Source organism: Methylobacterium sp. Leaf104, assembly GCF_001422885.1.
Taxonomy (GTDB): Bacteria; Pseudomonadota; Alphaproteobacteria; order Rhizobiales; family Beijerinckiaceae; genus Methylobacterium.
Genome location: NZ_LMMZ01000012.1, coordinates 400,144 through 422,323, shown reverse-complemented (window position 1 = coordinate 422,323; position 22,180 = coordinate 400,144). Strand labels below are relative to the sequence as shown.

22 protein-coding genes are annotated in these 22,180 nt (G+C 72.1%); 14 read left to right on the top strand and 8 right to left on the bottom strand.

What is annotated here, in order from left to right:
* The first annotated feature begins 121 nt into the window (after positions 1–121).
* From rlmN to ASF49_RS11375, 6 genes are all read left to right on the top strand, one after another.
* The gene (gene rlmN / locus ASF49_RS11400; RefSeq protein ID WP_056472381.1) at positions 122–1,423 is read left to right on the top strand and encodes a 23S rRNA (adenine(2503)-C(2))-methyltransferase RlmN; all 1,302 of its coding nucleotides are present in this window, start codon (positions 122–124) and stop codon (positions 1,421–1,423) included.
* Positions 1,424–1,426: 3 nt separating this feature from the next.
* Entirely contained in the window at positions 1,427–1,939 is a 513-nt protein-coding gene (locus ASF49_RS11395) for a hypothetical protein (RefSeq protein WP_056472379.1), read from the top strand.
* Between the two features lies 1 nt (position 1,940).
* The gene (gene ggt, locus ASF49_RS11390; protein ID WP_082511146.1) at positions 1,941–3,698 is read left to right on the top strand and encodes a gamma-glutamyltransferase; all 1,758 of its coding nucleotides are present in this window, start codon (positions 1,941–1,943) and stop codon (positions 3,696–3,698) included.
* Positions 3,699–3,798: 100 nt separating this feature from the next.
* Entirely contained in the window at positions 3,799–4,596 is a 798-nt protein-coding gene (locus ASF49_RS11385) for a lysophospholipid acyltransferase family protein (RefSeq protein ID WP_056472376.1), read from the top strand.
* Between the two features lie 199 nt (positions 4,597–4,795).
* Positions 4,796–5,167 (top strand): hypothetical protein, encoded by a 372-nt coding sequence (locus tag ASF49_RS11380; RefSeq protein ID WP_335338461.1) that lies wholly within the window; start codon positions 4,796–4,798, stop codon positions 5,165–5,167.
* Positions 5,168–5,327: 160 nt separating this feature from the next.
* Positions 5,328–6,410, top strand: a complete 1,083-nt coding sequence (locus tag ASF49_RS11375; protein WP_056472367.1) for a DUF2125 domain-containing protein — start codon at positions 5,328–5,330, stop codon at positions 6,408–6,410.
* 14 nt (positions 6,411–6,424) lie between these two features.
* Here the strand turns inward: ASF49_RS11375 and ASF49_RS11370 are convergent, their stop codons facing one another.
* The 3 genes from ASF49_RS11370 to ASF49_RS11360 form a co-directional block, all read right to left on the bottom strand.
* Positions 6,425–7,357: a prephenate/arogenate dehydrogenase family protein gene (locus ASF49_RS11370; protein ID WP_056472769.1), complete on the bottom strand. Its 933-nt coding sequence runs from the start codon at positions 7,355–7,357 to the stop codon at positions 6,425–6,427.
* Position 7,358: 1 nt separating this feature from the next.
* Positions 7,359–8,483 carry a pyridoxal phosphate-dependent aminotransferase gene (locus tag ASF49_RS11365; RefSeq protein WP_056472364.1) on the bottom strand — a complete coding sequence of 375 codons (1,125 nt, stop codon included), beginning with the start codon at positions 8,481–8,483 and terminating at the stop codon, positions 7,359–7,361.
* Positions 8,484–8,624: 141 nt separating this feature from the next.
* Entirely contained in the window at positions 8,625–9,488 is an 864-nt protein-coding gene (locus ASF49_RS11360; protein WP_056472361.1) for a chorismate mutase, read from the bottom strand.
* A gap of 317 nt (positions 9,489–9,805) precedes the next feature.
* On the opposite strand from ASF49_RS11360, the gene metX reads away from it, so the two are divergent.
* Entirely contained in the window at positions 9,806–11,011 is a 1,206-nt protein-coding gene (gene metX, locus ASF49_RS11355) for a homoserine O-acetyltransferase MetX (RefSeq protein WP_431739896.1), read from the top strand.
* Between the two features lie 11 nt (positions 11,012–11,022).
* Positions 11,023–11,736 carry a methionine biosynthesis protein MetW gene (metW, locus tag ASF49_RS11350; protein WP_056472354.1) on the top strand — a complete coding sequence of 238 codons (714 nt, stop codon included), beginning with the start codon at positions 11,023–11,025 and terminating at the stop codon, positions 11,734–11,736.
* Here metW and ASF49_RS11345 read toward each other — a convergent pair.
* Together ASF49_RS11345 and ASF49_RS11340 are read right to left on the bottom strand one after the other, a co-directional pair.
* Positions 11,733–12,500: a methyltransferase domain-containing protein gene (locus tag ASF49_RS11345; RefSeq protein WP_056472350.1), complete on the bottom strand. Its 768-nt coding sequence runs from the start codon at positions 12,498–12,500 to the stop codon at positions 11,733–11,735. The two genes, metW and ASF49_RS11345, sit on opposite strands and share 4 nt — an antisense overlap.
* Before the next feature lie 62 nt (positions 12,501–12,562).
* Positions 12,563–13,810, bottom strand: a complete 1,248-nt coding sequence (locus ASF49_RS11340; protein ID WP_056472346.1) for an amidase — start codon at positions 13,808–13,810, stop codon at positions 12,563–12,565.
* A gap of 109 nt (positions 13,811–13,919) precedes the next feature.
* On the opposite strand from ASF49_RS11340, the gene ASF49_RS11335 reads away from it, so the two are divergent.
* The 4 genes from ASF49_RS11335 (at position 13,920) to ASF49_RS11320 (ending at position 17,142) form a co-directional block, all read left to right on the top strand.
* Complete coding sequence (locus tag ASF49_RS11335; RefSeq protein ID WP_056472342.1) at positions 13,920–14,936, top strand: extensin-like domain-containing protein; 1,017 nt, start codon at positions 13,920–13,922, stop codon at positions 14,934–14,936.
* Between the two features lie 151 nt (positions 14,937–15,087).
* A complete protein-coding gene (locus ASF49_RS11330) occupies positions 15,088–15,555 on the top strand; it encodes a hypothetical protein (RefSeq protein WP_056472339.1) in 468 nt (155 codons plus the stop codon).
* Entirely contained in the window at positions 15,552–16,232 is a 681-nt protein-coding gene (locus ASF49_RS11325; protein WP_156652960.1) for a ribonuclease T2 family protein, read from the top strand. The genes ASF49_RS11330 and ASF49_RS11325 overlap by 4 nt, the downstream gene beginning before the upstream one ends.
* A 64-nt stretch (positions 16,233–16,296) precedes the next feature.
* Positions 16,297–17,142, top strand: coding sequence for a 23S rRNA (adenine(2030)-N(6))-methyltransferase RlmJ (locus ASF49_RS11320; RefSeq protein WP_056472336.1), 846 nt, complete (start codon positions 16,297–16,299; stop codon positions 17,140–17,142).
* A gap of 34 nt (positions 17,143–17,176) precedes the next feature.
* On the opposite strand, the gene ASF49_RS11315 is transcribed toward ASF49_RS11320, so the two are convergent.
* Entirely contained in the window at positions 17,177–18,610 is a 1,434-nt protein-coding gene (locus ASF49_RS11315) for an FAD-linked oxidase C-terminal domain-containing protein (RefSeq protein ID WP_056472761.1), read from the bottom strand.
* A 307-nt stretch (positions 18,611–18,917) separates the two neighbouring features.
* Between ASF49_RS11315 and ASF49_RS11310 the strand changes: the two genes are divergently transcribed.
* Positions 18,918–19,280 (top strand): c-type cytochrome, encoded by a 363-nt coding sequence (locus ASF49_RS11310; RefSeq protein ID WP_056472331.1) that lies wholly within the window; start codon positions 18,918–18,920, stop codon positions 19,278–19,280.
* 71 nt (positions 19,281–19,351) lie between these two features.
* On the opposite strand, the gene ASF49_RS11305 is transcribed toward ASF49_RS11310, so the two are convergent.
* Entirely contained in the window at positions 19,352–19,915 is a 564-nt protein-coding gene (locus ASF49_RS11305) for a MarR family winged helix-turn-helix transcriptional regulator (protein WP_156652959.1), read from the bottom strand.
* Positions 19,916–20,104: 189 nt separating this feature from the next.
* Here ASF49_RS11305 and ASF49_RS11300 point away from each other — a divergent pair, with 189 nt between their 5' ends.
* Positions 20,105–20,527 carry an organic hydroperoxide resistance protein gene (locus tag ASF49_RS11300; protein ID WP_056472317.1) on the top strand — a complete coding sequence of 141 codons (423 nt, stop codon included), beginning with the start codon at positions 20,105–20,107 and terminating at the stop codon, positions 20,525–20,527.
* Positions 20,528–20,580: 53 nt separating this feature from the next.
* On the opposite strand, the gene hisS is transcribed toward ASF49_RS11300, so the two are convergent.
* Complete coding sequence (gene hisS, locus ASF49_RS11295) at positions 20,581–22,089, bottom strand: histidine--tRNA ligase (RefSeq protein WP_056472312.1); 1,509 nt, start codon at positions 22,087–22,089, stop codon at positions 20,581–20,583.
* Positions 22,090–22,180: the final 91 nt, after the last annotated feature.

Below are 22,180 nucleotides of genomic sequence, written 5' to 3'. Positions count from 1 at the left end.
GCGGAAGCCCGAAGCGGCGGCGCCGGATCGCATGAGTCCGGCGCAGCCCGTCCCGCATTCGCGTTTTGGACCCGAATCCCCTATACCGGACCCATTCCAAGTCCGAAGGTTCATCCAGATCATGGCGACGGCGTCGTTCGACACCGCCCGGCGCGACGCGAGCGCCGTTCCCGCAATCGAGAAGCTGCCGGAGTTCGAGCCGCAGGCCGGAAACCAGGCGCCGCCCCCCGGGCGCGCGTCCCTGGTGGGGCTCACCCGCGAGCAGCTGAAGGCCCGGCTCGGCGCCATCGGCGTCTCCGAGCGCGAGCAGCGCATGCGCTCCGGCCAGATCTGGCACTGGCTCAACGTGCGCGGCGCCAAGGCCTTCGACGAGATGACCAATGTCGGCAAGGGCCTGAAGGCTCAGCTCGCCGACGCCTACACCCTCGACCGGCCCGAGGTGATCACCGAGCAGGTGTCCCGCGACGGCACCCGCAAGTGGCTGATGCGCATGGCCCCCATGGGCAAGCACGACCACAACCGCGGCGCCGAGATCGAGTGCGTCTACATCCCGGGGCGCGGGCGCGGCACCCTCTGCGTCTCGAGCCAGGTCGGCTGCACCCTCACCTGCTCGTTCTGCCACACCGGCACCCAACGCCTCGTGCGCAACCTGACGGCGGCCGAGATCACGGCGCAGCTCGTCGTCGCCCGCGACCACCTCAACGACTGGGCCGGCCAGAACCCGACCGCCCCCGGCGAGGACGAGACCCGGCGCAAGGTCACCAACATCGTCTTCATGGGCATGGGCGAGCCCCTCTACAACCTCGACAACGTCGTCGACGCCGTCGGGGTCATGGCCGACCAGGAGGGCCTCGGCCTCTCGCGCCGGCGCATCACCGTCTCGACCTCCGGCGTGGTGCCGCAGATGCAGCGCCTCGGTGACGAGGCCCATGCCATGCTGGCGATCTCGCTCCACGCGGTGCGCGACGACCTGCGCGACACGCTGGTACCCCTGAACCGCAAGTATCCGCTCGCCGAGCTGCTGGCCGCCTGCCGGGCCTATCCGGGCCTGAACAACGCCCGGCGCATCACCTTCGAGTACGTGATGCTCAAGGGCATCAACGACACCGACGCCGACGCGCGCGAGCTGGTGCGCCTGCTCAAGGGAATCCCGGCCAAGATCAACCTGATCCCGTTCAATCCCTGGCCGGGCAGCGCCTACGAGTGCTCGGACTGGGAGCGCATCGAGCGCTTCTCGGAAATCGTCTACGAAGCCGGCTATGCGTCCCCGGTCCGGACGCCTCGCGGCCGGGACATCCTGGCCGCCTGCGGCCAGCTCAAGAGCGAGACCGAGAAGCTGCGCGCCCGCGCCCGGATGATGCTGGAGGACGGCATCGGCGCCGAGGGCGTCTATGCGGGCGCCGACGACGGCGACGAAGACTGACGGGTGCGTCTCCTCGGCGACCTGTTCATCGCGAGCCTCGCGCTGGTCCTGGCGATCCCCTGCGGGGCGGCCGTCCTGGCCCTCGGCGCGCTGCTCGACCCGGCCACCAGCGAGACCCTGTCCCGCCTCGGGCTCGTCGGGCTGTTCTCCGGGCTGACGGACCTCGCCTCCGGGATCGGCCCCGAGACCCTGCTGTTCGCCCTCGCCGCCATCGCCCGCGCACTGTTCGTGCTCCTGGTGGTGCCGCCCGTCCTGGTGGCCGTCCTCGGCGCCGTCCTGAACTGGCGCGCCGCCACCTGGTACGGTGCCGGGACGGGCCTCCTCACCGCCGCCGTGCCCTGGCTCGCCCGCGGCCTGTCGCGCACCGGGGCGAGTCCCGAGGCCCTGGCCCTGGAGGGGCGCATCACCGCGGTGCTGTTCCTCACCGGGGCGGCCTCGGGCCTCGTCTACTGGTCGATCGCCGGGCGTCATCACGGCGCGCCCGCTCTCCCGCCCCGCGGCAACGGACGCGCCTGACATGCGGCTGACCCCCTCGCGCATCGCCCTCGCCCTGGTCCTGGCCGCCACCGGGTCGGGTTTCGCGCAAGGGACCGCCGGCTCCACACCGGGCTCGCCCGAGCCGCCGCCGATCCAGTCCGACGATGCCCGCCTGCTGCCGGTGCTCGGCGCCCGGGGCATGGTCGCCTCGCAGGAGGCGCGCGCCACACGGGTCGGCGTCGCGATCCTGCGGGCCGGCGGCAACGCCATCGACGCCGCCGTGGCGGTGGGCTTCGCCCTCGCCGTGACCCTGCCGCGGGCCGGCAACCTCGGCGGTGGCGGCTTCATGATGATCCACCGGGCGGCGGGCGACGAGACGATCGCCCTCGATTACCGCGAGACCGCCCCGGCCGCCGCCCGCTCCGACATGTTCCTCGACCCCAAGGGCGAGCCCGACCGCGCCGCCTCGACCCGGACCGGCAAGGCGGTGGGCGTGCCCGGCACCGTGCGGGGCCTGGCCGAGGCGCATCGGCTCTACGGCTCGGGCCGCTTCACCCTGGCCGACCTGATCGCCCCGGCCGAGGCGCTGGCCCGCGAGGGCATCCCCGTGGAATCGGGCCTCGCCGATTCGCTGCCCCGGGCCGCCGGCCTGCTCGGCCGCTGGCCATCCTCGCGAAAGATCTTTTTTGCCGGCGACAGGCCCCTACAGCGCGGCGAACGGCTGATCCAGGCGGATCTCGCCGACACGCTGGCGGCCATCGCCAGATCCGGTCCCGACGCCTTCCACACGGGCGCCATCGCCGAGCGCATCGCCGCTGCCGTGCGCGCCGCGGGCGGGGTGATGACGGCCGAGGACCTGGCCGCCTATCGCCCGGTGCTCCGCGAGCCCGTGCGCGGCACCTACCGGGGCTACGCCATCGCCTCGATGCCGCCGCCGAGCTCCGGCGGCATCCACCTCATCGAGATCCTGAACGTGCTGGAAGGCTTCGACCTCGCCCGCATGGGCTCGGGAAGCGCCGATGCCCTCCACATCCTGGCCGAGGCGATGAAGCCGGCCTATGCCGACCGCGCGACCTGGCTCGGCGATCCCGCCCGCACGCAGGTGCCGATCGAGGGCCTGATCGCCAAGTCCTACGCGGCCACGGTGCGGGCCGGCATCGATCCCGCCCGCGCCCGGCCCGCCGCCGAGGTCAGGGCCGGCGATCCCCTCCCCTTCGAATCCGACCAGACCACGCATTTCTCGGTGGTCGACGGCGCCGGCAACGCGGTCTCGAACACCACGACCCTGAACTTCTCCTACGGGCTCGGCCTCGTGGCGGAGGGCACGGGCGTGCTCCTGAACAACGAGATGGACGATTTCTCGGCCAAGCCCGGCGCCCTCAACGCCTACGGCCTCGTCGGCAGCGTCGCCAACGCGGTCTCGCCCGGCGCCCGGCCGCTCTCCTCGATGACTCCCGCCTTCGTCTTCCGCGACGGGCGGCTCGTCCTGGTGACGGGCAGCCCCGGCGGCAGCCGCATCATCTCGACGGTGCTGCAGGTCATCGTCAACGTGCTCGACTTCCGCATGAACCTCGCCGAGGCCGTGGCCGCGCCGCGCATCCACCACCAGTGGCAGCCGGACGTGCTGATGGCCGAGGAAGGCCTCTCCCCCGACACCCTGGCCCTGCTCCGGGCCCGCGGCCACACGGTCCGCGTCGGGGCGACCTCCGGCTCGGCCAACTCCGTGCAGGCCGGCGACGGGCTGCTGGCGGGCGCCGCCGATCCGCGCCAGCGCGGGACCCTCGCGGCGGGCGACTGACGGTCCGGATCGTCCCGCGCCCGGATGGCCTGGGACGAGATCGCACGCTACACGGGAGCTGGGCCGCGCCCTGTTCCGGGCTGTCTCATCCAGGTTCCCGATGCTCCTCGTCCGTTCGCTCGCGTTCAATCTCGCTTTCTATGCCGCGACCACCCTGATCGCGATCGGCGGATTGCCGACCCTCGTCTCCCGGCGGGGCGTGATCCGGCTGGCACAGGCCTGGGGGCGCGTGACCCTGTGGCTCCTGCGGGTGGTGGGCGGCATCACGGTGGAGTTCCGGGGCGTGGAGAACATCCCGCCCGGTCCCCTCCTGGTGGCGGCCAAGCACCAGTCGGCCCTGGAGACCCTGGCCCTCGTCACGGCCTTTCCCGACTTCGCCTACATCCTCAAGCGCGAGCTGCTCTGGATCCCGCTGATCGGGTGGTTCCTCTCGCGCTCCGGCATGGTCGCCATCGACCGCAGCAAGGGCGCCCGGGCGATGGCCGCCATGAACGAGGCCGCGGCCCAGGCCATCCGGGACGGGCGCCAGCTCATCATCTTCCCCGAGGGCACTCGCCGCCCGCCCGGTGCGTCCCCCGCCTACAAGCTCGGCATCACCCACCTGTACGCGGCCCTCGGCGTGCCCTGCCTGCCGGTCGCCCTCAACACGGGCCTGCACTGGCCCCGCCGCAGCCTCGTGCGCCGGCCCGGCACCTCGGTGATCGAGTTCCTGGCGCCGATCCCGCCGGGCCTGGACCGGACCCGCTTCCTCGAGGTGGTCCAGGGGCGGATCGAGACCGCCTCGGACGCGCTGCTGGCCGCCGGCCGGAACGAGCTCGCGGCGGCGGGGCACGCCGTCCCCGATGCCGCTCCGGCGTCCCGGACCAAGGCCGAGCGGAACGGATCGCCCGTCGCCTGAGGGGGCCGCCGGACGCGGTTCGACCCTGTGCATGACTTGTGGATAACTCCCGTCGTCCCCATCTGATTGGAAGCCGGGGCGTCGTCCTTGACGCCAACGAAACGTTAAGATTAATGTGGAACAAATGGCGAACAAGAGAGCCCTGTCCTGGTCGGCCGCACTCCGCGACCTGAAGGACGATCGAGCACGGAGACAGGAAGTGCGCGAGGAACGTCTGAGGACGACGGCCGGCCTGCGCGGGACCCCCGCCCTGGTGCTCAGCGCCTGGCGCGGCCGGTCCGGCCGCCGCTACGTCGTCGGCATCCATGAGCTGGCCGAGCCCGAGCTCGACGACATGGGCGAGGCCGTGGTGATGGCCGTGCGTCGCGACGCGGCGGGCGTCGGCGAGCTGGTCTCGGTGGCCTCCGCCGGGCAGAGCCCGCGCGAGCGCCTGCACCGCAACTGGATCGCCCGTGCGCGGCACAAGGGCGCGACCGAGATGCATGTCCACCGGCTCGCCGAGGACGAGGCCGAGCGCGAGGCCATCGTGGCCGATCTCGGCAGCGCGCAGAACGCCGACGCCGCGAACTGATCGCGGCATCGCGCCCCGACGGGCCGCGGCGCCTGCGTTTTGCGGCGTGAGGGCGGCGCCCGCCATGCTTTCGCCGCCGAGACCCTGCCAAGCCTTGCATCCGGGCCGCCCCGACGACGGCTGCAGGTCCGTGACGCGAGCGCAGGATACAGAAGACGCGATGGCGCAGAGCCCGACTCCGACCCGTTCCCCCTCGCGCAAGGGGCTGTTCCTCCCCTACATCCTCCTCGCCATCCTCGTGATCGCCTGGTCGCTCGGCTGGTTCTACATCCGCCACCGGGCCGCTTCCGAGATGGATGGCTGGCTCGCCCAGGAAGTGGCCGCGGGCCGGACCTGGACCTGCGCCGACCGCAGCATCACCGGTTATCCGTTCCGGATCGAGCTGCGCTGCGCCTCCCTGGCCTTCAGCCGCTCCGACAGCCGCTTCACCCTCGGACCCGTGACGGCGGTGACCCAGGTCTACCAGCCGCGCCAGGGCATCCTCGAGGTCGGCGGACCGTTCCACGTCGAGCAGGGCGACCTGACGGCGGATGCGACCTGGACCTCCCTGGAGGGCAGCTTTCACGGCGCCTCCGACGGCTTCGTGCGGGCCTCCGTGGTGGCCAATGGCGCCAAGGGCGTCGTGCACGGCGCCGGTCCCGAGCCCATCGACTTCGATACCCAGCACCTCGAGCTTCATGCCCGCCCGACCCCCGGCCGCTTCGCGTCGGAGGGGGCCATCGACACCAGCCTCCGGGTGAACCGGATCCGCCTGCCCCTGGTCGATGCGGCTTTGGGCAACGCCGACCCGGCCGACCTCGCCCTCGATGCCACCGTGAGCCGCGCCACCGTCCTCGGCACCGGCACCGTGGCCAGGGAACTCGAGGATTGGCGCCAGGCCGGCGGCGGGCTCGACATCGCGCTCCTGTCCCTGGCCAAGGGCGAGCGCCGGATCCAGGCCAAGGGCCGCCTCGACCTCGATGCGGCGCACCGGCTCCAGGGTCAGCTCGACCTGTGGGCGGCCGGCGTCGAGGCCCTGGTCGGTCAGGTCATGGGCCAGCGCTTCGGCGCGGAGAAGGGGGCGCTGATCGGCAGCCTCGTCGGCCAGCTCCTCGGCCGCCGCAGCCAAGCCCAGACCGAGGCCGGCGTCGCGGCCCCGGCCGACGATGCCCTCAAGCCCCTGCCGCCCCTGCGGCTTGCCGAGGGCCGCCTGATGCTCGGGCCGTTCCCGATCCCCAACGTGCAGCTGCCGCCGCTCTACTGAGCAGCGGCGCGGCGTCAGGCCGCCGGGTCGCTCGGGCGGCCGCGCCCGAAATCGGCCTCGGCCGTCTCCTGCCCCATGGCGACGATGCCGCGGCGGATGGCGCGGGTGCGGGTGAAGAGGTCGTGCAGGGCCTCGCCGTCACCCCAGCGGATCGCCCGGGCGAGCGCCGCGAGGTCCTCGTTGAAGCGTCCCAGCATCTCCAGCACCGCGTCCTTGTTGGTCAGGAACACGTCCCGCCACATGGTCGGGTCGGAGGCGGCGATGCGGGTGAAATCGCGAAAGCCGCCGGCGGAGAACTTGATCACCTCGGACTGGGTCACGGCCTCCAGGTCGGCGGCGGTGCCGACGATGTTGTAGGCGATGAGGTGCGGCACGTGGCTGGTGATCGCCAAGACGAGGTCGTGATGCTCCGGCGTCATCGTCTCCACGATGGCGCGCAGGCCCTCCCAGAAGGCCTGGACCCGGGCGGTCGCCGCCGGGTCGGTGTCCTCGGCGGGGGTGAGGATGCACCAGCGTCCGGAGAACAGGGTCGAGAACCCGGCATCCGGCCCGGAATACTCGGTGCCGGCCACGGGATGCGCCGGCACGAAATGCACGCCGGCGGGCAGGTGCGGCGCGACGGCGGCGACCACCGAGGCCTTGACCGAGCCGACATCGGACACGATGGCCCCCGGCTTCAGGGCCGGACCCATGATTTCCGCCACCGCACCCACGGCGCCGACCGGCACGCACAGGATGACGAGGTCGGCCCCGGCCACGCCGGCGGCGAGGTCGTCCGTGGCCGCGTCGGCGAGGCCGAGCGCCCGCACCCGCTCCAGCACCGCGGCGTCGCGGTCGATGGCGACGATGCGGCGGGCGAGGCCGAACTGCCGGGCGCCGCGGGCGATCGACGAGCCGATCAGCCCGAGGCCGACGATGGCGAGGGTGTCGAGGGCGAGGGTGTCGATCTCAGGCACGGGTCTCGCCCTGCACGAAGGCGGTCAGGGCCTGGAGGAAGGCGGTGTTCGCCGCCTCGCCGCCGATGGTGACCCGCAGGGCCTGGGGCAGGCCGTAGGACGAGACCCGCCGGGTGATGACCCCCCGAGCCGAGAGGAACGCGTCGGCCTCGGCGGCCGTTCGGCCTGGCGCGTCGGGGAAGTGCACGAGGATGAAGTTCGCGACGCTCGGCGTCACGGTGAGGCCGAGCCCCTGCACCGCCCGCGTCATCGCGGCGAGCCAGTGGTCGTTGTGGGCGACCGCCGCGGCCACGTGAGCGTCGTCCGCGATGGCGGCCGCGCCCGCGGCGATGCCCGCTCCCGACAGGTTGAAGGGACCGCGGATGCGGTTGATCGCGTCGACCACCTCGGCGGGGCCGACCATCCAGCCGATCCGGAGCGCGGCCAGCCCGTGGATCTTCGAGAAGGTCCGGGTCATCACCACGTTGCCGGCCTCCAGCACGAGGTCGAGGCCGGCGCTGTAGTCGTTCGCCCGCACGTACTCGGCATAGGCTCCGTCGAGGACGAGGAGGACGTGGGGCGGCAGGCCCGCCTGCAGGCGCCGGACCTCGTCGAAGGGCAGGTAGGTGCCGGTCGGGTTGTTGGGGTTGGCGAGGTAGACGATCTTCGTGCGGGGCGTGACGGCGGCCAGCAGCGCGTCGACGTCGGCGCGCAGATCGCGCTCGGCCACCACCACGGGGGTGCCGCCGGCGGCCAGGATCGCGATCCGGTAGACCAGGAAGCCGTGCTCGGTGAAGATCCCCTCGTCGCCGGCGCCGAGATACGCATAGGCCAGGAAGGACAGGAGCTCGTCCGAGCCGGCGCCGCAGACGATCCGGTCCGGGTCAAGGCCGTAGCGGGTGGCGATCGCCTCGCGCAGCACCCGCGAGGTCCCCTCCGGGTAGAGCTCGAGCTTGGCCGCTTCCGCCCGCATCGCCGCCACCGCCTTCGGGCTCGGGCCCAGCGGCGTCTCGTTCGAGGAGAGCTTGTGCACCTTGGCATGGCCGGGCGCGCCGCTCTTGCCGGGCACGTAGGCCTCGATGGCGAGGACGCCGGGGCGGGGCACCGGGCGTGAGGGGGCGAGGGTGGCAGAGGACATGGGGAAGACCTGGCGGCCGCCGCTGGATCGGCGAAGCGCCCGTCTAACAAAGCTCGCCCGGCTTTGCGAGCGGGCCTCGTCGCCCAGGCCCTCTTGCTCAGGCCCTCTTGCTCAGGCCCTCTCGGCTCGGCTTCCCTCGCCTCAGACCCGGAAGCGGGCGGCGTGGCTGCCAATCTCGTCGAGGGTCCGAGGCGCGGCGCCGGCGCGGGTCAGCGCCTCGTGCAGCTGGCGGGCACTGACGCCACCGGGGACGGCGAGGAGCAGGCCGTGCCCGTCCGGTCCGGCCGCGCGGGCGACGACCTCGCCGTAGAGGTCCTGCAGGGCGCGCATGGCCTCCGGCTCCCAGGCGGCCACGCGGGTGGCGTGCAGGACCCAGTCGCGCTGGGCCGCGGCCGGGTCGTCCAGCGGGTTCGAGACCACGAGGACCGGGGTGCCGGCCGGATGGGTGGGCCGCTCGATGAAGGGCAGGCGCGCGATGACCTTGGGGCGTCCCTCGCCGACGAGCCCCTCCCACCAGGGCGCCGCGTCGGTGGCGGCGCCCGAGCCGTCGGGATCGAGGCGGAAGATGCCGAGGTCGCCGCGGGAGGCGGCCACCGCCGCGATCACCGCGAGGCAGGTGGGGTGGGGCCGGTAGGGCACCGTGAAGCCGAAGTGGAAGCGGGCGGAATCGCGCATCGGCGCATCCCCGCCCGAGATGTCGGCATGCACCGAGAACGGCGCCTGCACGTAGGTGAAGGTGGCGATGATGACCCGCCAGATGCCCTCCACGGTGTCGAGGGGCAGCAGCCCGCGATGGCGCTCGGCCACGCGCCGCATCATCGAGGCCTCGCGTCCGGGCCGGAAGGCTGACCCGCTGGCCGAGGTGCGCTTGACCGCGATCAGCCGGTCGATGATCGACCCGCGCTGGATCAGCAGCGCGTGCATCTCGGCGTCGATCCGGTCGATCTCGGCGCGCAGGTCGCCGAGGTTGTCGAGGGGCGGCGCGGGTCTCGTCGTGAAGCGCATCGGGGGCTCGCGAGGCTGCGGTGGGAACGGTCGGGAGAGCCGGCGCCGGGGTCTCGCCTCCCGGGCGCCGCCGCCCGGTCTACGATCGCGCGCGCCGGAGGGCCAGAGCCGTTTGCCCCGAAGCGGATCGACCGCGCGGTTCTGAAACTCCGCGCCGCGCGTGACTCCGGCGCCCTTTCGTTGACGCGTGAGGGAGCGCACACTACCTCAACGCCTCACGACGCATGGTCCGATCTCCGGACGGCGCGGCGAGCCGTCCCTTCCGTCCCGCCCCGACCGATGCGCCGTCTCCTCCAACCCGTTTCATGACCATGTCGCTGGATACCGCCCTCAAGCCAGGCACGCCCGAAGACGAATCGGCGCGCGCCGACGCGCCGGGCGCCGAGCTGTCGCAGGCCCGCGAGCCGAAGGGCCTCGTGGCGCAGTTCGGCCTGGACGAGCCCCTGGCGATGGATGCCGGCGTGCAGCTCGCGCCGTTCCAGATCGCCTACCAGACGGCGGGCACCCTCAACGCGGACCGCTCCAACGCCGTCCTGATCTGCCACGCGCTCACCGGCGACCAGCACTTCGCCCACACCCATCCGGTGACGGGCAAGCGCGGCTGGTGGGAGACCCTGGTGGGACCGGGCAAGCCCGTCGACACCGACCGCTACTTCGTCGTCTGCTCGAACGTCGTCGGCTCGTGCATGGGCTCCACCGGCCCGGCCTCGATCGACCCCTCCACGGGCCGCGCCTACGGGCTCGACTTCCCTCTGGTGACCATCCGCGACATGGTCCGGGCCCAGGCCATGCTCCTCGACCGGCTCGGCATCCGCGACCTGTTCCTCTGCATCGGCGGCTCCATGGGCGGCATGCAGGTGCTGCAATGGGCGGCGAGCTACCCCGAGCGGGTCTTCGCCGCGATGCCGATCGCCACCGGCCCGCGCCACTCGGCGCAGAACATCGCCTTCCACGAGGTCGGCCGGCAGGCGATCATGGCCGATCCGGCCTGGGCGGAGGGGCGCTACCTTGAGGCCGGTACCCGGCCGGCCAAGGGCCTCGGCGTCGCCCGCATGGGCGCGCACATCACCTACCTGTCGGAGCCGGCCCTGCACCGGAAGTTCGGGCGCCGCTTCCAGGGCGGCTCCGCGCCGACCTTCTCGTTCAACGCCGACTTTCAGATCGAGAGCTACCTGCGCCACCAGGGCCTCAGCTTCGTCGAGCGCTTCGACGCCAACGCCTATCTCTACCTCACCCGGGCGATGGATTACTTCGACCTCGCCGCCGACCAGGGCGGGGTTCTGGCCAACGCCTTCAAGGGCACCAGGACCCGATTCTGCGTGATGTCGTTCACCTCCGACTGGCTGTTCCCGACCTCGGAATCCCGCGCCATCGTCCATGCCCTGAACGCGGCCTCGGCCCCGGTCGCCTTCGTGGAGGTCGAGAGCGACAAGGGCCACGACGCCTTCCTCCTCGACGAGCCGGCGATGTTCGCCGCCGCGCGCGGCTATATCGACGCCGCCGCCCGGGACCGCGGCCTGTGACGGGATCGCAGATGTCCGCCCACCGGCCCTGGGAGGCGGCGGAGACCCTGCCGCGGGGCGAGGCCGGCAACACCCGCGTCGATCACCTCGTGGTGCTCGACCTCGTGCCGGCCAATGCCCGGGTCCTCGACATCGGCTGCGGCGACGGCGCCCTGCTCGCCCTGCTGCGGGACCGGCGCGGCGTCGACGGACGCGGCATCGAGCTGTCGCGGGAAGGCGTGAACGCCTGCCTCGCCCGCGGCCTGCCGGTGATCCAGGGCGACGCCGACACCGATCTGGCGAATTATCCCGACGATGCCTTCGACGTGGTCGTCCTGTCCCAGACCATCCAGGCGACGCGCAACCCGCGCATCGTGCTGGAGCACCTGCTGCGCATCGGCCGGCAGGTCATCATCTCGTTCCCGAATTTCGGCCACTGGCGCGTGCGCTCGGAGCTCGCCCTGCGCGGGCGCATGCCGGTCACGGCCCTGATGCCCGAGGAATGGTACGAGACCCAGAACATCCACCATTGCACGATCCGCGACTTCGTCGGGCTGTGCCGGACGGTGAACGCGGAGATCGAGAAGGCCACCGCCCTCGACGCCAGCGGCCGGCCGATGCGGTTCGCGATGCCCTGGTGGGTCTGGAACCTGATGGGCGCGCAGGGCGTGTTCCTGCTGCGCCGAGGCACGGGCGGCGCCCCCAGGCCCATGGCCCGAGACGCTGTTGCACGTGAAAACCCTTAACCCTGTCGGTCGCGTCGGATGAACAGGGTCACGACCTCGTAGGTGACCCGCGCGCCCGTCTCCTCGAAGCCCCGCAGCACCCGCCGCATCGCGCCGGGCGAGAGCGTTCCCGACTGGCCCGGCGTCCCGGCGCCGATCCTCCGCAGGGCGCCGAGGAAGGCGCGGCCATCGGCATGGGCCTCGACCAGGGGGTCGACCGAGACGGCGAGCGTGCAGCCGGGAAACGGCAGCGCGGCGAGGGCGTGCCGGGTCGGATAGAGGGGCGTCGCCGCTTCGAGGCCGAGCGCCGCATGCGCCGCCCGCCACTCGGCGAAGGTGCCCGCGCCCAGGGTCGCCACCGCCAGCAGGCCGCTGGGCGCTAGCAATGCGGCGAGGCGCGCGAGTGTTCCGGGCAGGTCCTCGAACCATTGCGCCGCGAGGCTCGACGCGATGAGGTCGAAGCCGGGCGTGAGGGCGGGCCGCTCGGCATCCATGACGACGACGGCGAGGTCCGGCGCGCGCGCGAAGCGGGCGCGGCAGCGCCGGACCATGGCGGGAGCGATGTCCGAGGCGACGAGGCGGCCGTCCGGCAGGCGCCGGCGCAATTCTGCGGTCAGCAGGCCGGTGCCGCAGCCGATCTCGAGGATGCGCGGCGCCGGCGCCAGGGGCTCGGCCCCGATGCGCTGCGCGAGACGCTGCGCGACCTCGGCCTGGATCGCAGCCGCGCCGTCATAGCCCTCGGCCCCGTCGAAGGCCCGGGCCACGGCCTGCTTCCAGGAATGCATCGGGGCGACCCTCGGTGGCACGGGCGGGAACGAGGGGGCGATAGACTTAGGGCAGTGTCGGCTCAAGGCGCCCGATGCTGAGCCGCCAGCGCCTGCTCGATCATCCGCGCGACGGCGAGGGCCCGGCCGTCGTCGCCGAAGCGGGCGACGACCTGCACGCCCAGCGGCAGGCCGTCGCCAGGAACCGGGACGGTGACGCAGGGCACGCCCATCAGGGTCCAGAGGCGGTTGAAGCGCGCATCGCCCGTGGTGCCGAGGCCGGCCGGTGCCCGGCCCGGGGCCGACAGGGTCAGGATCGCGTCGAAATCCCCGAACAGGTCCTTCAACACGCGCCGGGCCCTATGGGCGGCGCGGCGCGCCGCATCGTACTGGGCGGCGACGAGGCCCTGGGCGGCGTCGAGCTGCTCGCCGAGCTCCGGGCTGAGCTGCGCCCGGTGATGGGCGTATTCCCAGGCCAGCGCCTGGCGCGCCTCGTAATCCTGGATGACGGGGTGCTGGACCCAGGCCTCCGGCAGCGGCGCCGGCAGGACGAGATCGATGATCCGCGCGCCGGCGGCCTCGGCCGCGCGGGCGGCCCGCTGCAGGGCGGCGAGGGCGTCCGCATCGGGGGCGTCCGCGAAACCCTGGAGGCAGAGGCCGAGGCGTGGCGCCTGGGGCGGCGCGTCGAGATCGAGGCCGGGCCGGTCGGCGATCAGGCTCAGGCCCTGGGCGATGTCGCGGATGCCGGCCCCGAACAGGCCGACGGTGTCGAGCGCCCAGGAGAAGGTCTTCACGCCGACCGTCGGCAGCAGGCGGAAGGACGGCTTGATCGCCGCCACCCCGCAGAAGGCCGCCGGGCGGATCACCGAGCCGCCGGTCTGGGTGCCGAGCGCCAGGGGCACCATGCCGGCGGCGACGGCCGCGGCCGAGCCCGCCGAGGAGCCGCCGGGGGTATGGCCCGAATCGCGCGGGTTCACGGTCGCGGTCGGGTCGTGGCTGGCGAAGGGCGAGGTCGTGGTCTTGACCAGGGGCAGGGCGCCGAGCGTCCGCAGGCGCGCCACGATGGCGGCATCCGCCCTCGGCTGCCAGCCGGCATAGATCGGCGATCCCATCTGGGTCGGCAGGTCGGCGGTGTCGATGATGTCCTTGACCCCGACCGCGATGCCCGCCAGCGGCCCCGAGCCGGCGACGACCGGAGCGGGATTTCGGCTGACGATCGCCCCGATGCCGGGGTCGCGGGCGGCGATGGCGGCCTCGGCGAGGCGGATGGCGCCGGCGGGGTCGAGGGTGCCGGCGGCGATGCGGGTGCGGAGATCGACGAGGGAGAGCATGGGGCTTGGTCCGGCCTCGGCCGCCTCCTGTCAACACCCGTCCACAGGGACGCCGCCCGCACCGCATCGTTGACGCAACGTTTACGGAACCCGGCGCATCGTCCGCATCATGTGGCGTAGCGTATTCGCGTTCTCGGCCCTGACGCTGTTCGGCGCGGGCCTCACCGGCTGTGCACTCAACAAGTTTGAGCAGCGCGAGCCCTGGCGTGACCAGACCGAGCAGGCCTGCAACGCCAAGCGTCTCGTCGAGACGACGGAGTTCGTCACTCCCGTCAAGGAGATCAGCGGACCGGGCGTCTGCGGCATGCTGCAGCCCTACCGCGTCACGCGCCTCGGCAAGGGCACCGTCGCCCTGAAACAGCGGGTGACCCTGGCCTGCCCGGCGCTGACCGAGGCCGAGGCCTGGCTCGCCGACACGATCCAGCCGGCCGCGAACCTGTATTTCGGCCAGCCCGTGGCCGAGATCAACGCCGGCACCTATGCCTGCCGGGGCCGCAACAACCAGGCCGGCGCCAAGCTCTCCGAGCATTCCTTCGGCAACGCCCTCGACATCATGTCGTTCAAGCTCGCCGACGGCTACGTCATCACCGTGAAGGGCGGCTGGCGCGGCACCGAGGCCGAGCAGGGCTTCCTGCGCGAAGTCTTCCTCGGGGCCTGCGCCCGGTTCTCCACCGTGCTGGCGCCGGGCTCGAACGTGTTCCATTACGACCACATCCACGTCGACCTCGCCCGCCACGACCCGCGCGGCCTGCGCCGCATCTGCCAGCCGCTGATCAAGTTCACGCCGCAGCTCGGTGCCGACGGCGTGCCGCGCGCCACGGCCCGCCCGCGTCCGCCCGAGCGCCTGCCCGCCCCGCCGCAGGCCCCGATCGACGTCGAGGAGGACGATCCCTACGGCGTCACCCCGATGTCGGCGCGCCAGCCCGCCCGGCCGCCCGCCGCGCAGCTCGCGCACGGACCGGCTCCCGTTGGCCGGTCCGCGCCGCCGGTGGCCTATGCCGCCGCCCCGCGCGCGCCCGTCGCCCGATCCCCGGCGCCTCGGGTCGCGGCCGCCCTGCCCCCGGAGGACTTCGCCGCCGAACCGCTCTCGCTCACCGCGCCCGGTCTCGACGAACCGATCTACTGAGGCCGCGCCGAATCCCGCATCCGGGGTGTGCCCGGCGCACCCCAGGGAGCCCGGAAAGCGACGCCGCCCCCGGTCCCATGCTTGACAGGGCGGTCCGAGGCGCCATCGTTCCGGCACGCTTCACGGACTCCAGCGGAACAAAGACGCCGGCATGCGCCCGAATCCTCTCTCCACCGCCTTCGCCCTCGGCCTCGTCCTGGCGGGCGCCCTCCAGCCGGCGCTCGCCCGCTCCGGCCGCGAGGAGATCACGCCCGCCGAGGAGCGCGAGTTCAACTACGACGCCAACATCCCGGGCTGCCAGGCCCCCGAGGTGCTGGAGCGGCTTTCGACGCACTTCGCCGAGAAGGAGGCGAAGTTCTGGAACTCCTCCCTCACCATCCTGCGCTACGAGCATATCGAGCGCACGGCTTGGCGCCCCTGGGGCCTCGACTACGTGCCGCGCCGCTTCTGCAGCGCCGTGGCCACCACCTCGGACGGCATCCGCCGCAAGGTGGACTATTCGGTGCGCGACGGGCTCGGGATCATCGGGGCCGATTGGGGTATCGAGTTCTGCGTCCACGGCCTCGACCGCAACCTCGCCTACGCCTATTCCTCGGCCTGCCGCGAAGCCCGTCCGTGAGCCGCGCCTCCCGGCGCTCGCGGCGCCTCGCCGGTGCGGGTCTCGTCCTCGCGCTGACGGCGCCGGGCGCCCTGGCTCAGGGCTTCGAGCCCGGCGGCACGCCGGGATCGTTCGACTTCTACGTCCTGGCCCTGTCCTGGTCGCCGACCTACTGCGACGGCCCCGGCGCCCGGCGCGAGGCGGAGGGCCAGTGTCGGCCGGGGCGCGGCCTCGGCTTCGTCGTGCACGGGCTCTGGCCGCAATACAACCGCGGCTACCCTTCGAACTGCTCCTCCGTCGTGCGCGCGCCGACCCGGCAGGCGATCGAGGTGGCGGGCCAGGTCTATCCGAGCGAGGGACTGGCCCGGCACGAGTGGCGCAGCCATGGCACCTGCTCCGGCCTCGACCCGGTCGCGTACTTCCAGGCGGCCCGGGACGCCCGCGCGGCGGTGACCATCCCGGATGCCTTCAAGGGACTGGAGCGCGACACCCGGATGGCGCCGATCGAGGTGGCCCGGCAGTTCGTGGCGGCCAACCGGGGCCTGCGCCCCGACATGATGTCGGTGACCTGCCGGGCCGGCCAGCTCCAGGAGGTGCGGATCTGCTTCGCCAAGGACCTGCGCGGCTTCACCCCCTGCCCCGAAGTGGCGCGCCAGAACTGCCGCACCGGCGAAGTTGCCATCGACGCCGCGCGGTAGATGATGCCGCGCTCCGATCCCGGGCCCGATCGCCGGGGTCCGCGGTGAGACAGGCCCGGACGCCATGAATTACCGCCACGCCTTCCACGCCGGCAATTTCGCCGATGTCCTGAAGCACCTCGTGCTCAGCCGCGTGCTGGCCCATCTCTGCCTGAAGCCCACGGGGTTCCGGGCGATCGACACGCATGCGGGCCTCGGATTCTACGACCTCACCGCCGACGAGGCCGGGCGCACCGGCGAGTGCCACGAGGGCTGGGGCCGCCTCGCGACGCCGTTTCCCGAAGCGGTCGAGGCCCTGCTCGCCCCCTACCGGGCGGCGGTGGCGGCGGTGCAGGAGCGGCACGGGCCCGAGACCTATCCGGGCTCGCCCGCGATCATCCGCGAGTTCCTGCGCCCCAGCGACCAGGGTGTGTTCGTGGAGTTGCACCCGGCCGATGCCGAGACCCTGCGGGCGCGCTTCAACCAGGATTCCCTCTCGAAGGTGATGCATCTCGACGGCTGGACGGCGCTCAACGCGATGATCCCGCCGCCGGAGCGCCGCGGCCTCGTGCTGATCGACCCGCCCTACGAGGAACTCGGCGAGATCGACCGCCTCGGGGCGGCCTTGGCCCGGGCGGTGCGCAAGTGGCCGACGGGAATCTATCTCGGCTGGTACCCGATCAAGGACGTCGCCAAGGTCGACCACATGGTGGCCCAGCTCGACCGGGACCTCGCCCGCCCGGCCCTGCGCCTCGACCTGATGGTCTCCGAGCCCGACCCGACGCGCCTCAACGGCACCGGCCTCGTGGTCATCAACCCGCCCTGGCGCCTCGGCGAGGAGGCGATGCTGTTCCTGCCGGCGCTGGCCGAGCGCCTGGCCCGCACCGATTACGGTGCGTTCCGCTGTGAGGCCTTCGGCGCGGAGGCCTGAGGCCCAGGATCCCGAGGCCCGGAATCCCGAGGGCTCACGCGACCAGGCGCCCCTCCAGAGGGAACACCTTGGCGGGGTTCATCAGCCAGTTCGGGTCGAAGACGTTCTTCACGCGCATCTGCTGCTCGAGATCGGCCTGGGCGTACTGGAAGCGCATGAGTTCGCGCTTCTCGATGCCGACGCCGTGCTCGCCCGTGAGGCAGCCGCCGACCTCGACGCAGAGCTTGAGGATCTCGTCGCCGGCCGCCTCGGCCTTCTCCATCTCGCCGGGCTTGTTGATGTCGAACAGGATCAGCGGGTGCAGGTTGCCGTCGCCGGCATGGAACACGTTGGCGACGCGCAGGCCCTTCTCGGCGCAGATCGCGCCGATGCGCTCCAGCACCCCGGGGAGCTGGCCGGTGGGGATGGTGCCGTCCATGCAGATGTAGTCCGAGATCCGGCCGGTGGCGCCGAAGGCGGACTTGCGGCCCTTCCAGATCGCGGCGCTCTCGGCTTCCGATTTCGAGACCCGGATGCTCGTCGGGTTGAAGTCGCGGGCGATGGCCTCGATGCGGGCGAGCATCGCCGTGCACTCGGCGTCCGACCCTTCGACCTCGATGATCAGCATGGCCTCGGCGTCGCGCGGGTAGCCGGCCTGGGCGAAGTCCTCGGTGATCAGGATCGCCTCGCGGTCCATGTACTCGATCGCCACCGGGATGATGCCGGCGCCGATGATCGCCGCCGTGCAGGCGCCCGCATCCTCCACCGAGCCGAAGCCCACGAGGGCCGGACGCGCGCCCTCCGCCGCCCGCAGGATGCGCACGGTGGCCTCGGTGACGATGCCGAGCTGTCCCTCGGAGCCGCAGACGAGGCCGAGGAGGTCGTAGCCGGGCGCGTCGAGGTGCTCGCCCCCGATCTCCACCACGGTGCCGTCGTTCAGCACCAGGGTGACGCCCAGGAGATTGTTGGTGGTCACCCCGTATTTGAGGCAATGCGCGCCGCCGGAATTCATCGCGATGTTGCCCGCGATGGTGCAGGCGAGCTGGCTCGACGGGTCGGGCGCGTAGAAGAAGCCCTCGTGGCTGACCGCGCCCGAGATGGCGAGGTTGGTGATGCCGGCCTCGACCCGCGCGGTGCGGTTCTCGTAATCGACCTGCAGGATGCGGTTCATCTTGGCGACCCCGAGAATCACCGCGTCCTCCTGCGCGATCGCGCCGCCCGCCAGCGAGGTGCCGGCGCCCCGCGGCACCACGCGCACGCCGTTGGCGTGGCAATAGGCCATCACGGCCGAGACCTCGGCGGTGGTGGAGGGCAGCACCACGGCGAGGGGCATCCTGCGATAGGCGGTGAGCCCGTCCGTCTCGAAGGCACGGCGCTCGTCCTCGGTGATCACCAGGGCCTCCGGCGCGACCAGGGGGGCGAGGCCCGCGATGATGGCGTCGCGGCGGGCGACGATGGCGGCATCGGGCACGGGAAAGGCGATCGACATGGGCGTGTCCTCCGGGCGGCGCGACGCCTTCAGCATCCGCTCAGCCGCGACCGCCTATGCGTGATCGGCGGGGAGAGACTGGCGAACGGGGCGACGCCTTGATGGGAACCCTAGGACAAACCGCGGCGCGGTGCATCCGGTTCGTGGCGGCGAGTTCGTGGCGGCGGAACCGATCGGGTCCGCCGAAGCTTCCTTTGGCCGCAGCGCATCCCGGCGCGCCTCGCACGTTCCTGTCTCAATCTGTTCTAAACGGGTAAGCTCTGCCATAAGCTAGCGGCCTAGACCGCTTCCAAGGAGGAAACACACGATGCGTCACGTCCTGTTCGGCGCCGCCCTCGCCCTGCTGCTGCCCCTGTCCGCCCATGCCGAGGGCGATGCCGCCGCCGGCGAGAAGGCGTTCGCGCCCTGCAAGGCCTGTCACAACTTCGAGAAGAACGGCGTCGGCCCGACCCTGAAGGGTGTCGTCGGCGCGAAGGCCGGCGAAGGAGCCGACGGCTACGCCTTCTCGGCGGCCATGAAGAATTCCGGCATCACCTGGGACGAGGCCAACCTGCACGAGTGGCTGACGGATCCCAAGAAGAAGATCCCGGGCACCAAGATGGTGTTCCCGGGCGTCAAGGATCCCAAGAAGGTCGACGACATCATCGCCTACCTCAAGACCAAGTCCTGAGTCCCGTCAGGTCCCGCGTTCCATCGGGACCCCAGGTCGGCCCGTCCTCCGACGGGCCGACACCAACTCGGTCAGGACGCCGTTCCCGCCCGCGCGGGGACGGCTTTTTTCGTGGTCCGCCCCGCGTCGGGCGATTCCGGACCGGCCTCGCCCGTGCCCGCGTGCAGCGCGCCGCGCAGGTTCATCAGGATGTCGAGGAGCGCCCGGCGTCCGTCGAGATCTAGGCCGGTGAGGCCGCCGACCTCGTCGGGCACGCATTCCATCTGGCCCTTCAGCGCCCGGCTCTTCTCGGTCAGGAAGATGCTGACCTGACGCTCGTCGGCCCGGTCCCGGGCACGCCTGACATGGCCGGCCGCCTCGAGGCGCTTGAGCAGGGGCGTCAGGGTCCCGGAATCCAGGAACAGGCGCTGGCCGATCTCCTTGACCGCCAGCCCCTCCTCCTCCCACAGGACCAGGAGCACGAGGTATTGCGGGTAGGTCAGGTCGTGGGCGGCGAGGAGCGCGCGGTACGTCCGTCCGAAGGCGTGCGCCGCGGCGTAGACGGCAAAGCAGAGCTGGCTGTCCAGGCTCAGGGCGTCGGAGGAGTTCGACGCCGCCACCGGATCCTGGGGCGTGCGGGTCCGCCGTCCCGACATATCGAGCTATCCTTCACGATGCGCGTACGCCCGACAGCGGGCTTCGGCCGCGATCTTATGCAGATTTCATATTGCGCACAATCAAGTTCTGTGCGAGTGAAGAACTAGATTGCGCGCAATCGATATGATCCGGTCCTGGGCCGGGCCATGGCGCCCGATCCGTTCGTTCGACCAGCAGGAGAGACCGACATGAAGGCACTCTACACCGCCCATGCTCATGCCACCGGTGGCCGCGAGGGCTCCGCCGCGACCGACGATTCCAAGGTGGACGTCAAGCTGTCGACTCCGAAGGAACTCGGCGGCGGCGGTGGCGCCGGCACCAATCCGGAGCAGCTCTTCGCGGCCGGCTACGCCGCCTGCTTCCTCGGTGCGATCAAGTTCGTCGCCGGCAAGGACAAGATCCAGGTGTCGGAGGATTCGAAGATCGAGTCGAGCGTCGGCATCGGCCCCCGCGACGACGGTACCGGCTTCGGCCTCGTGGTCGCCCTCAAGGCGACCCTGCCGGGCCTCGACCGGGCGGTGGCCGAGGATCTCGTGAAGCGCGCCGACGTGGTGTGCCCCTACTCGCACGCCACCCGCGGCAACATCCAGGTCGACATCTCGGTCGCCTGATCCCGCGCCGGCCGTGGAGCCCGCCTCCACGGCCCTGAATCGCGCCTGGGACGTCAGAAGTGGCGTCCCAGGACCTCGCGCACCCGCTCGACCATCTCGGCCGTCGGCACCGAGAACTGGGCTGGGCGCGCGGCCTTCCACGCGGCGTTGCTGGTGATGGCGGCGGCCGCCTTGGCGCCCTCGATCAGGTCCTTGATCTGGACCTCGCCGGCCTCGCGCTCGTTCGAGCCCTGGATGATGGCGCAGGGGGATCCGCGCCGGTCGGCATACTTCATCTGTGCCTTCATGCCCGAACCGCCGAGATAGAGCTCGGCCCGGATGCCGGCCTCGCGCAGGCTCGAGACCAGCCGCTGGTAATCGGCGATGTTGTCCCGGTCGAGCACCAGCACCACCACGGGCCCGGGCTTGGCGATGCCCTCCAGGAGCGGGCTCTTCACGAGCTGCAGGGCGGAGAACAGGCGCGAGACGCCGATCGAGAAGCCGGTGGCCGGCACGGGCTCGGTGCGGAAGCGCCCGACCAGGCCGTCGTAGCGCCCGCCCCCCGACACCGCGCCGAAGCGCACGGTCTGGCCCTCCTCGTTGGTGACCGGGAAGGTCAGCTCCGCCTCGTAGACCGGGCCGGTGTAGTATTCGAGCCCGCGCACCACCGAGGGATCGATGCGGATGCGCGCATCGTAGCCGGCCGCCGCGAACAGGGCGGCCATCTCGGCGAGCTCGCGCACGCCCTCCAGGCCGACGGCGCTGCCCGCGAGCGACGTCTCGAAATTGGCCAGGGTGGTGGCGTTGTCGGCGGGGGCCGATCCGGTCCCGGTCCAGCCCGTGAAGGCCAGGACGCGCCCGATCGCCTCCTCCGCCAGGCCGGCGCCCTTGGTGAAGTCGCCGCTCTCGTCCTTGCGGCCGGTGCCGAGCAGCTCGCGCACGCCCGCATCGCCGAGGCGGTCGAGCTTGTCGATGGCGCGCAGCACGGTCAGGCGCTGGCCGGCCTTGTCGGGACCGCTGAGCCCGATCGACTCCATCAGGCCGTCGAGCACCTTCCGGTTGTTGACCTTCACCACGTACTGCCCGGTCAGCCCGAGCTTCTCCAGGGTGTCGGCCATCAGCATGCAGATCTCGGCATCGGCCGCCACCGAGCCGGCGCCCACGATGTCGGCGTCGAACTGCATGAACTGGCGGAAGCGGCCCGGCCCCGGCTTCTCGTTGCGGAAGACGTAGCCCGCGCGGAAGCTCCGGTAGGGCTTGGGGATCCCGTCGAAGTGCTCGGCCACGTGCCGGGCGAGCGGCGCGGTCAGGTCGTAGCGCAGCGAGAGCCAGGATTCGTCGTCGTCCTGGAACGAGAACACGCCTTCGTTCGGCCGGTCGAGATCGGGCAGGAATTTGCCCAGCGCCTCGGTGTATTCGACGAAGGGGGTCTCCAGCGCCTCGAAGCCGTAGAGCTCGAAGCTCTGCCGGATCGTCTCCAGCATGCGGTGCTGGGCGGCGATCTCGTCCGCGCGCCGGTCGACAAAACCGCGCGGCAGGCGCGGCTTCAGGGTGTCGGCCTTCGTTGAATCGGCCTTGGCCATGGTGATCTTCGCGTCCGTCGGGGCTGTTCGGGGTCCCGGGGGCTCTATCGCGGGTGGCCGGGGGCGGCAAGCGCGCCGGGAGCAAGCGCTC

What these genes read in the sequence shown, in the direction of transcription:
- ASF49_RS11385 (WP_056472376.1), top strand. Translation starts at nt 3,799, where the DNA reads ATGCTCCTCGTCCGTTCGCTCGCGTTCAATCTCGCTTTCTATGCCGCG.
- ASF49_RS11315 (WP_056472761.1), bottom strand. Translation starts at nt 18,610, where the DNA reads ATGTCGATCGCCTTTCCCGTGCCCGATGCCGCCATCGTCGCCCGCCGC.
- ASF49_RS11320 (WP_056472336.1), top strand. Translation starts at nt 16,297, where the DNA reads ATGAATTACCGCCACGCCTTCCACGCCGGCAATTTCGCCGATGTCCTG.
- ASF49_RS11335 (WP_056472342.1), top strand. Translation starts at nt 13,920, where the DNA reads ATGTGGCGTAGCGTATTCGCGTTCTCGGCCCTGACGCTGTTCGGCGCG.
- ASF49_RS11300 (WP_056472317.1), top strand. Translation starts at nt 20,105, where the DNA reads ATGAAGGCACTCTACACCGCCCATGCTCATGCCACCGGTGGCCGCGAG.
- ASF49_RS11310 (WP_056472331.1), top strand. Translation starts at nt 18,918, where the DNA reads ATGCGTCACGTCCTGTTCGGCGCCGCCCTCGCCCTGCTGCTGCCCCTG.
- ASF49_RS11330 (WP_056472339.1), top strand. Translation starts at nt 15,088, where the DNA reads ATGCGCCCGAATCCTCTCTCCACCGCCTTCGCCCTCGGCCTCGTCCTG.
- ASF49_RS11365 (WP_056472364.1), bottom strand. Translation starts at nt 8,483, where the DNA reads ATGTCCTCTGCCACCCTCGCCCCCTCACGCCCGGTGCCCCGCCCCGGC.
- ASF49_RS11345 (WP_056472350.1), bottom strand. Translation starts at nt 12,500, where the DNA reads ATGCATTCCTGGAAGCAGGCCGTGGCCCGGGCCTTCGACGGGGCCGAG.
- ASF49_RS11360 (WP_056472361.1), bottom strand. Translation starts at nt 9,488, where the DNA reads ATGCGCTTCACGACGAGACCCGCGCCGCCCCTCGACAACCTCGGCGAC.
- ggt (WP_082511146.1), top strand. Translation starts at nt 1,941, where the DNA reads ATGCGGCTGACCCCCTCGCGCATCGCCCTCGCCCTGGTCCTGGCCGCC.
- rlmN (WP_056472381.1), top strand. Translation starts at nt 122, where the DNA reads ATGGCGACGGCGTCGTTCGACACCGCCCGGCGCGACGCGAGCGCCGTT.
- metW (WP_056472354.1), top strand. Translation starts at nt 11,023, where the DNA reads ATGTCCGCCCACCGGCCCTGGGAGGCGGCGGAGACCCTGCCGCGGGGC.
- hisS (WP_056472312.1), bottom strand. Translation starts at nt 22,089, where the DNA reads ATGGCCAAGGCCGATTCAACGAAGGCCGACACCCTGAAGCCGCGCCTG.
- ASF49_RS11305 (WP_156652959.1), bottom strand. Translation starts at nt 19,915, where the DNA reads ATGTCGGGACGGCGGACCCGCACGCCCCAGGATCCGGTGGCGGCGTCG.
- ASF49_RS11375 (WP_056472367.1), top strand. Translation starts at nt 5,328, where the DNA reads ATGGCGCAGAGCCCGACTCCGACCCGTTCCCCCTCGCGCAAGGGGCTG.
- ASF49_RS11340 (WP_056472346.1), bottom strand. Translation starts at nt 13,810, where the DNA reads ATGCTCTCCCTCGTCGATCTCCGCACCCGCATCGCCGCCGGCACCCTC.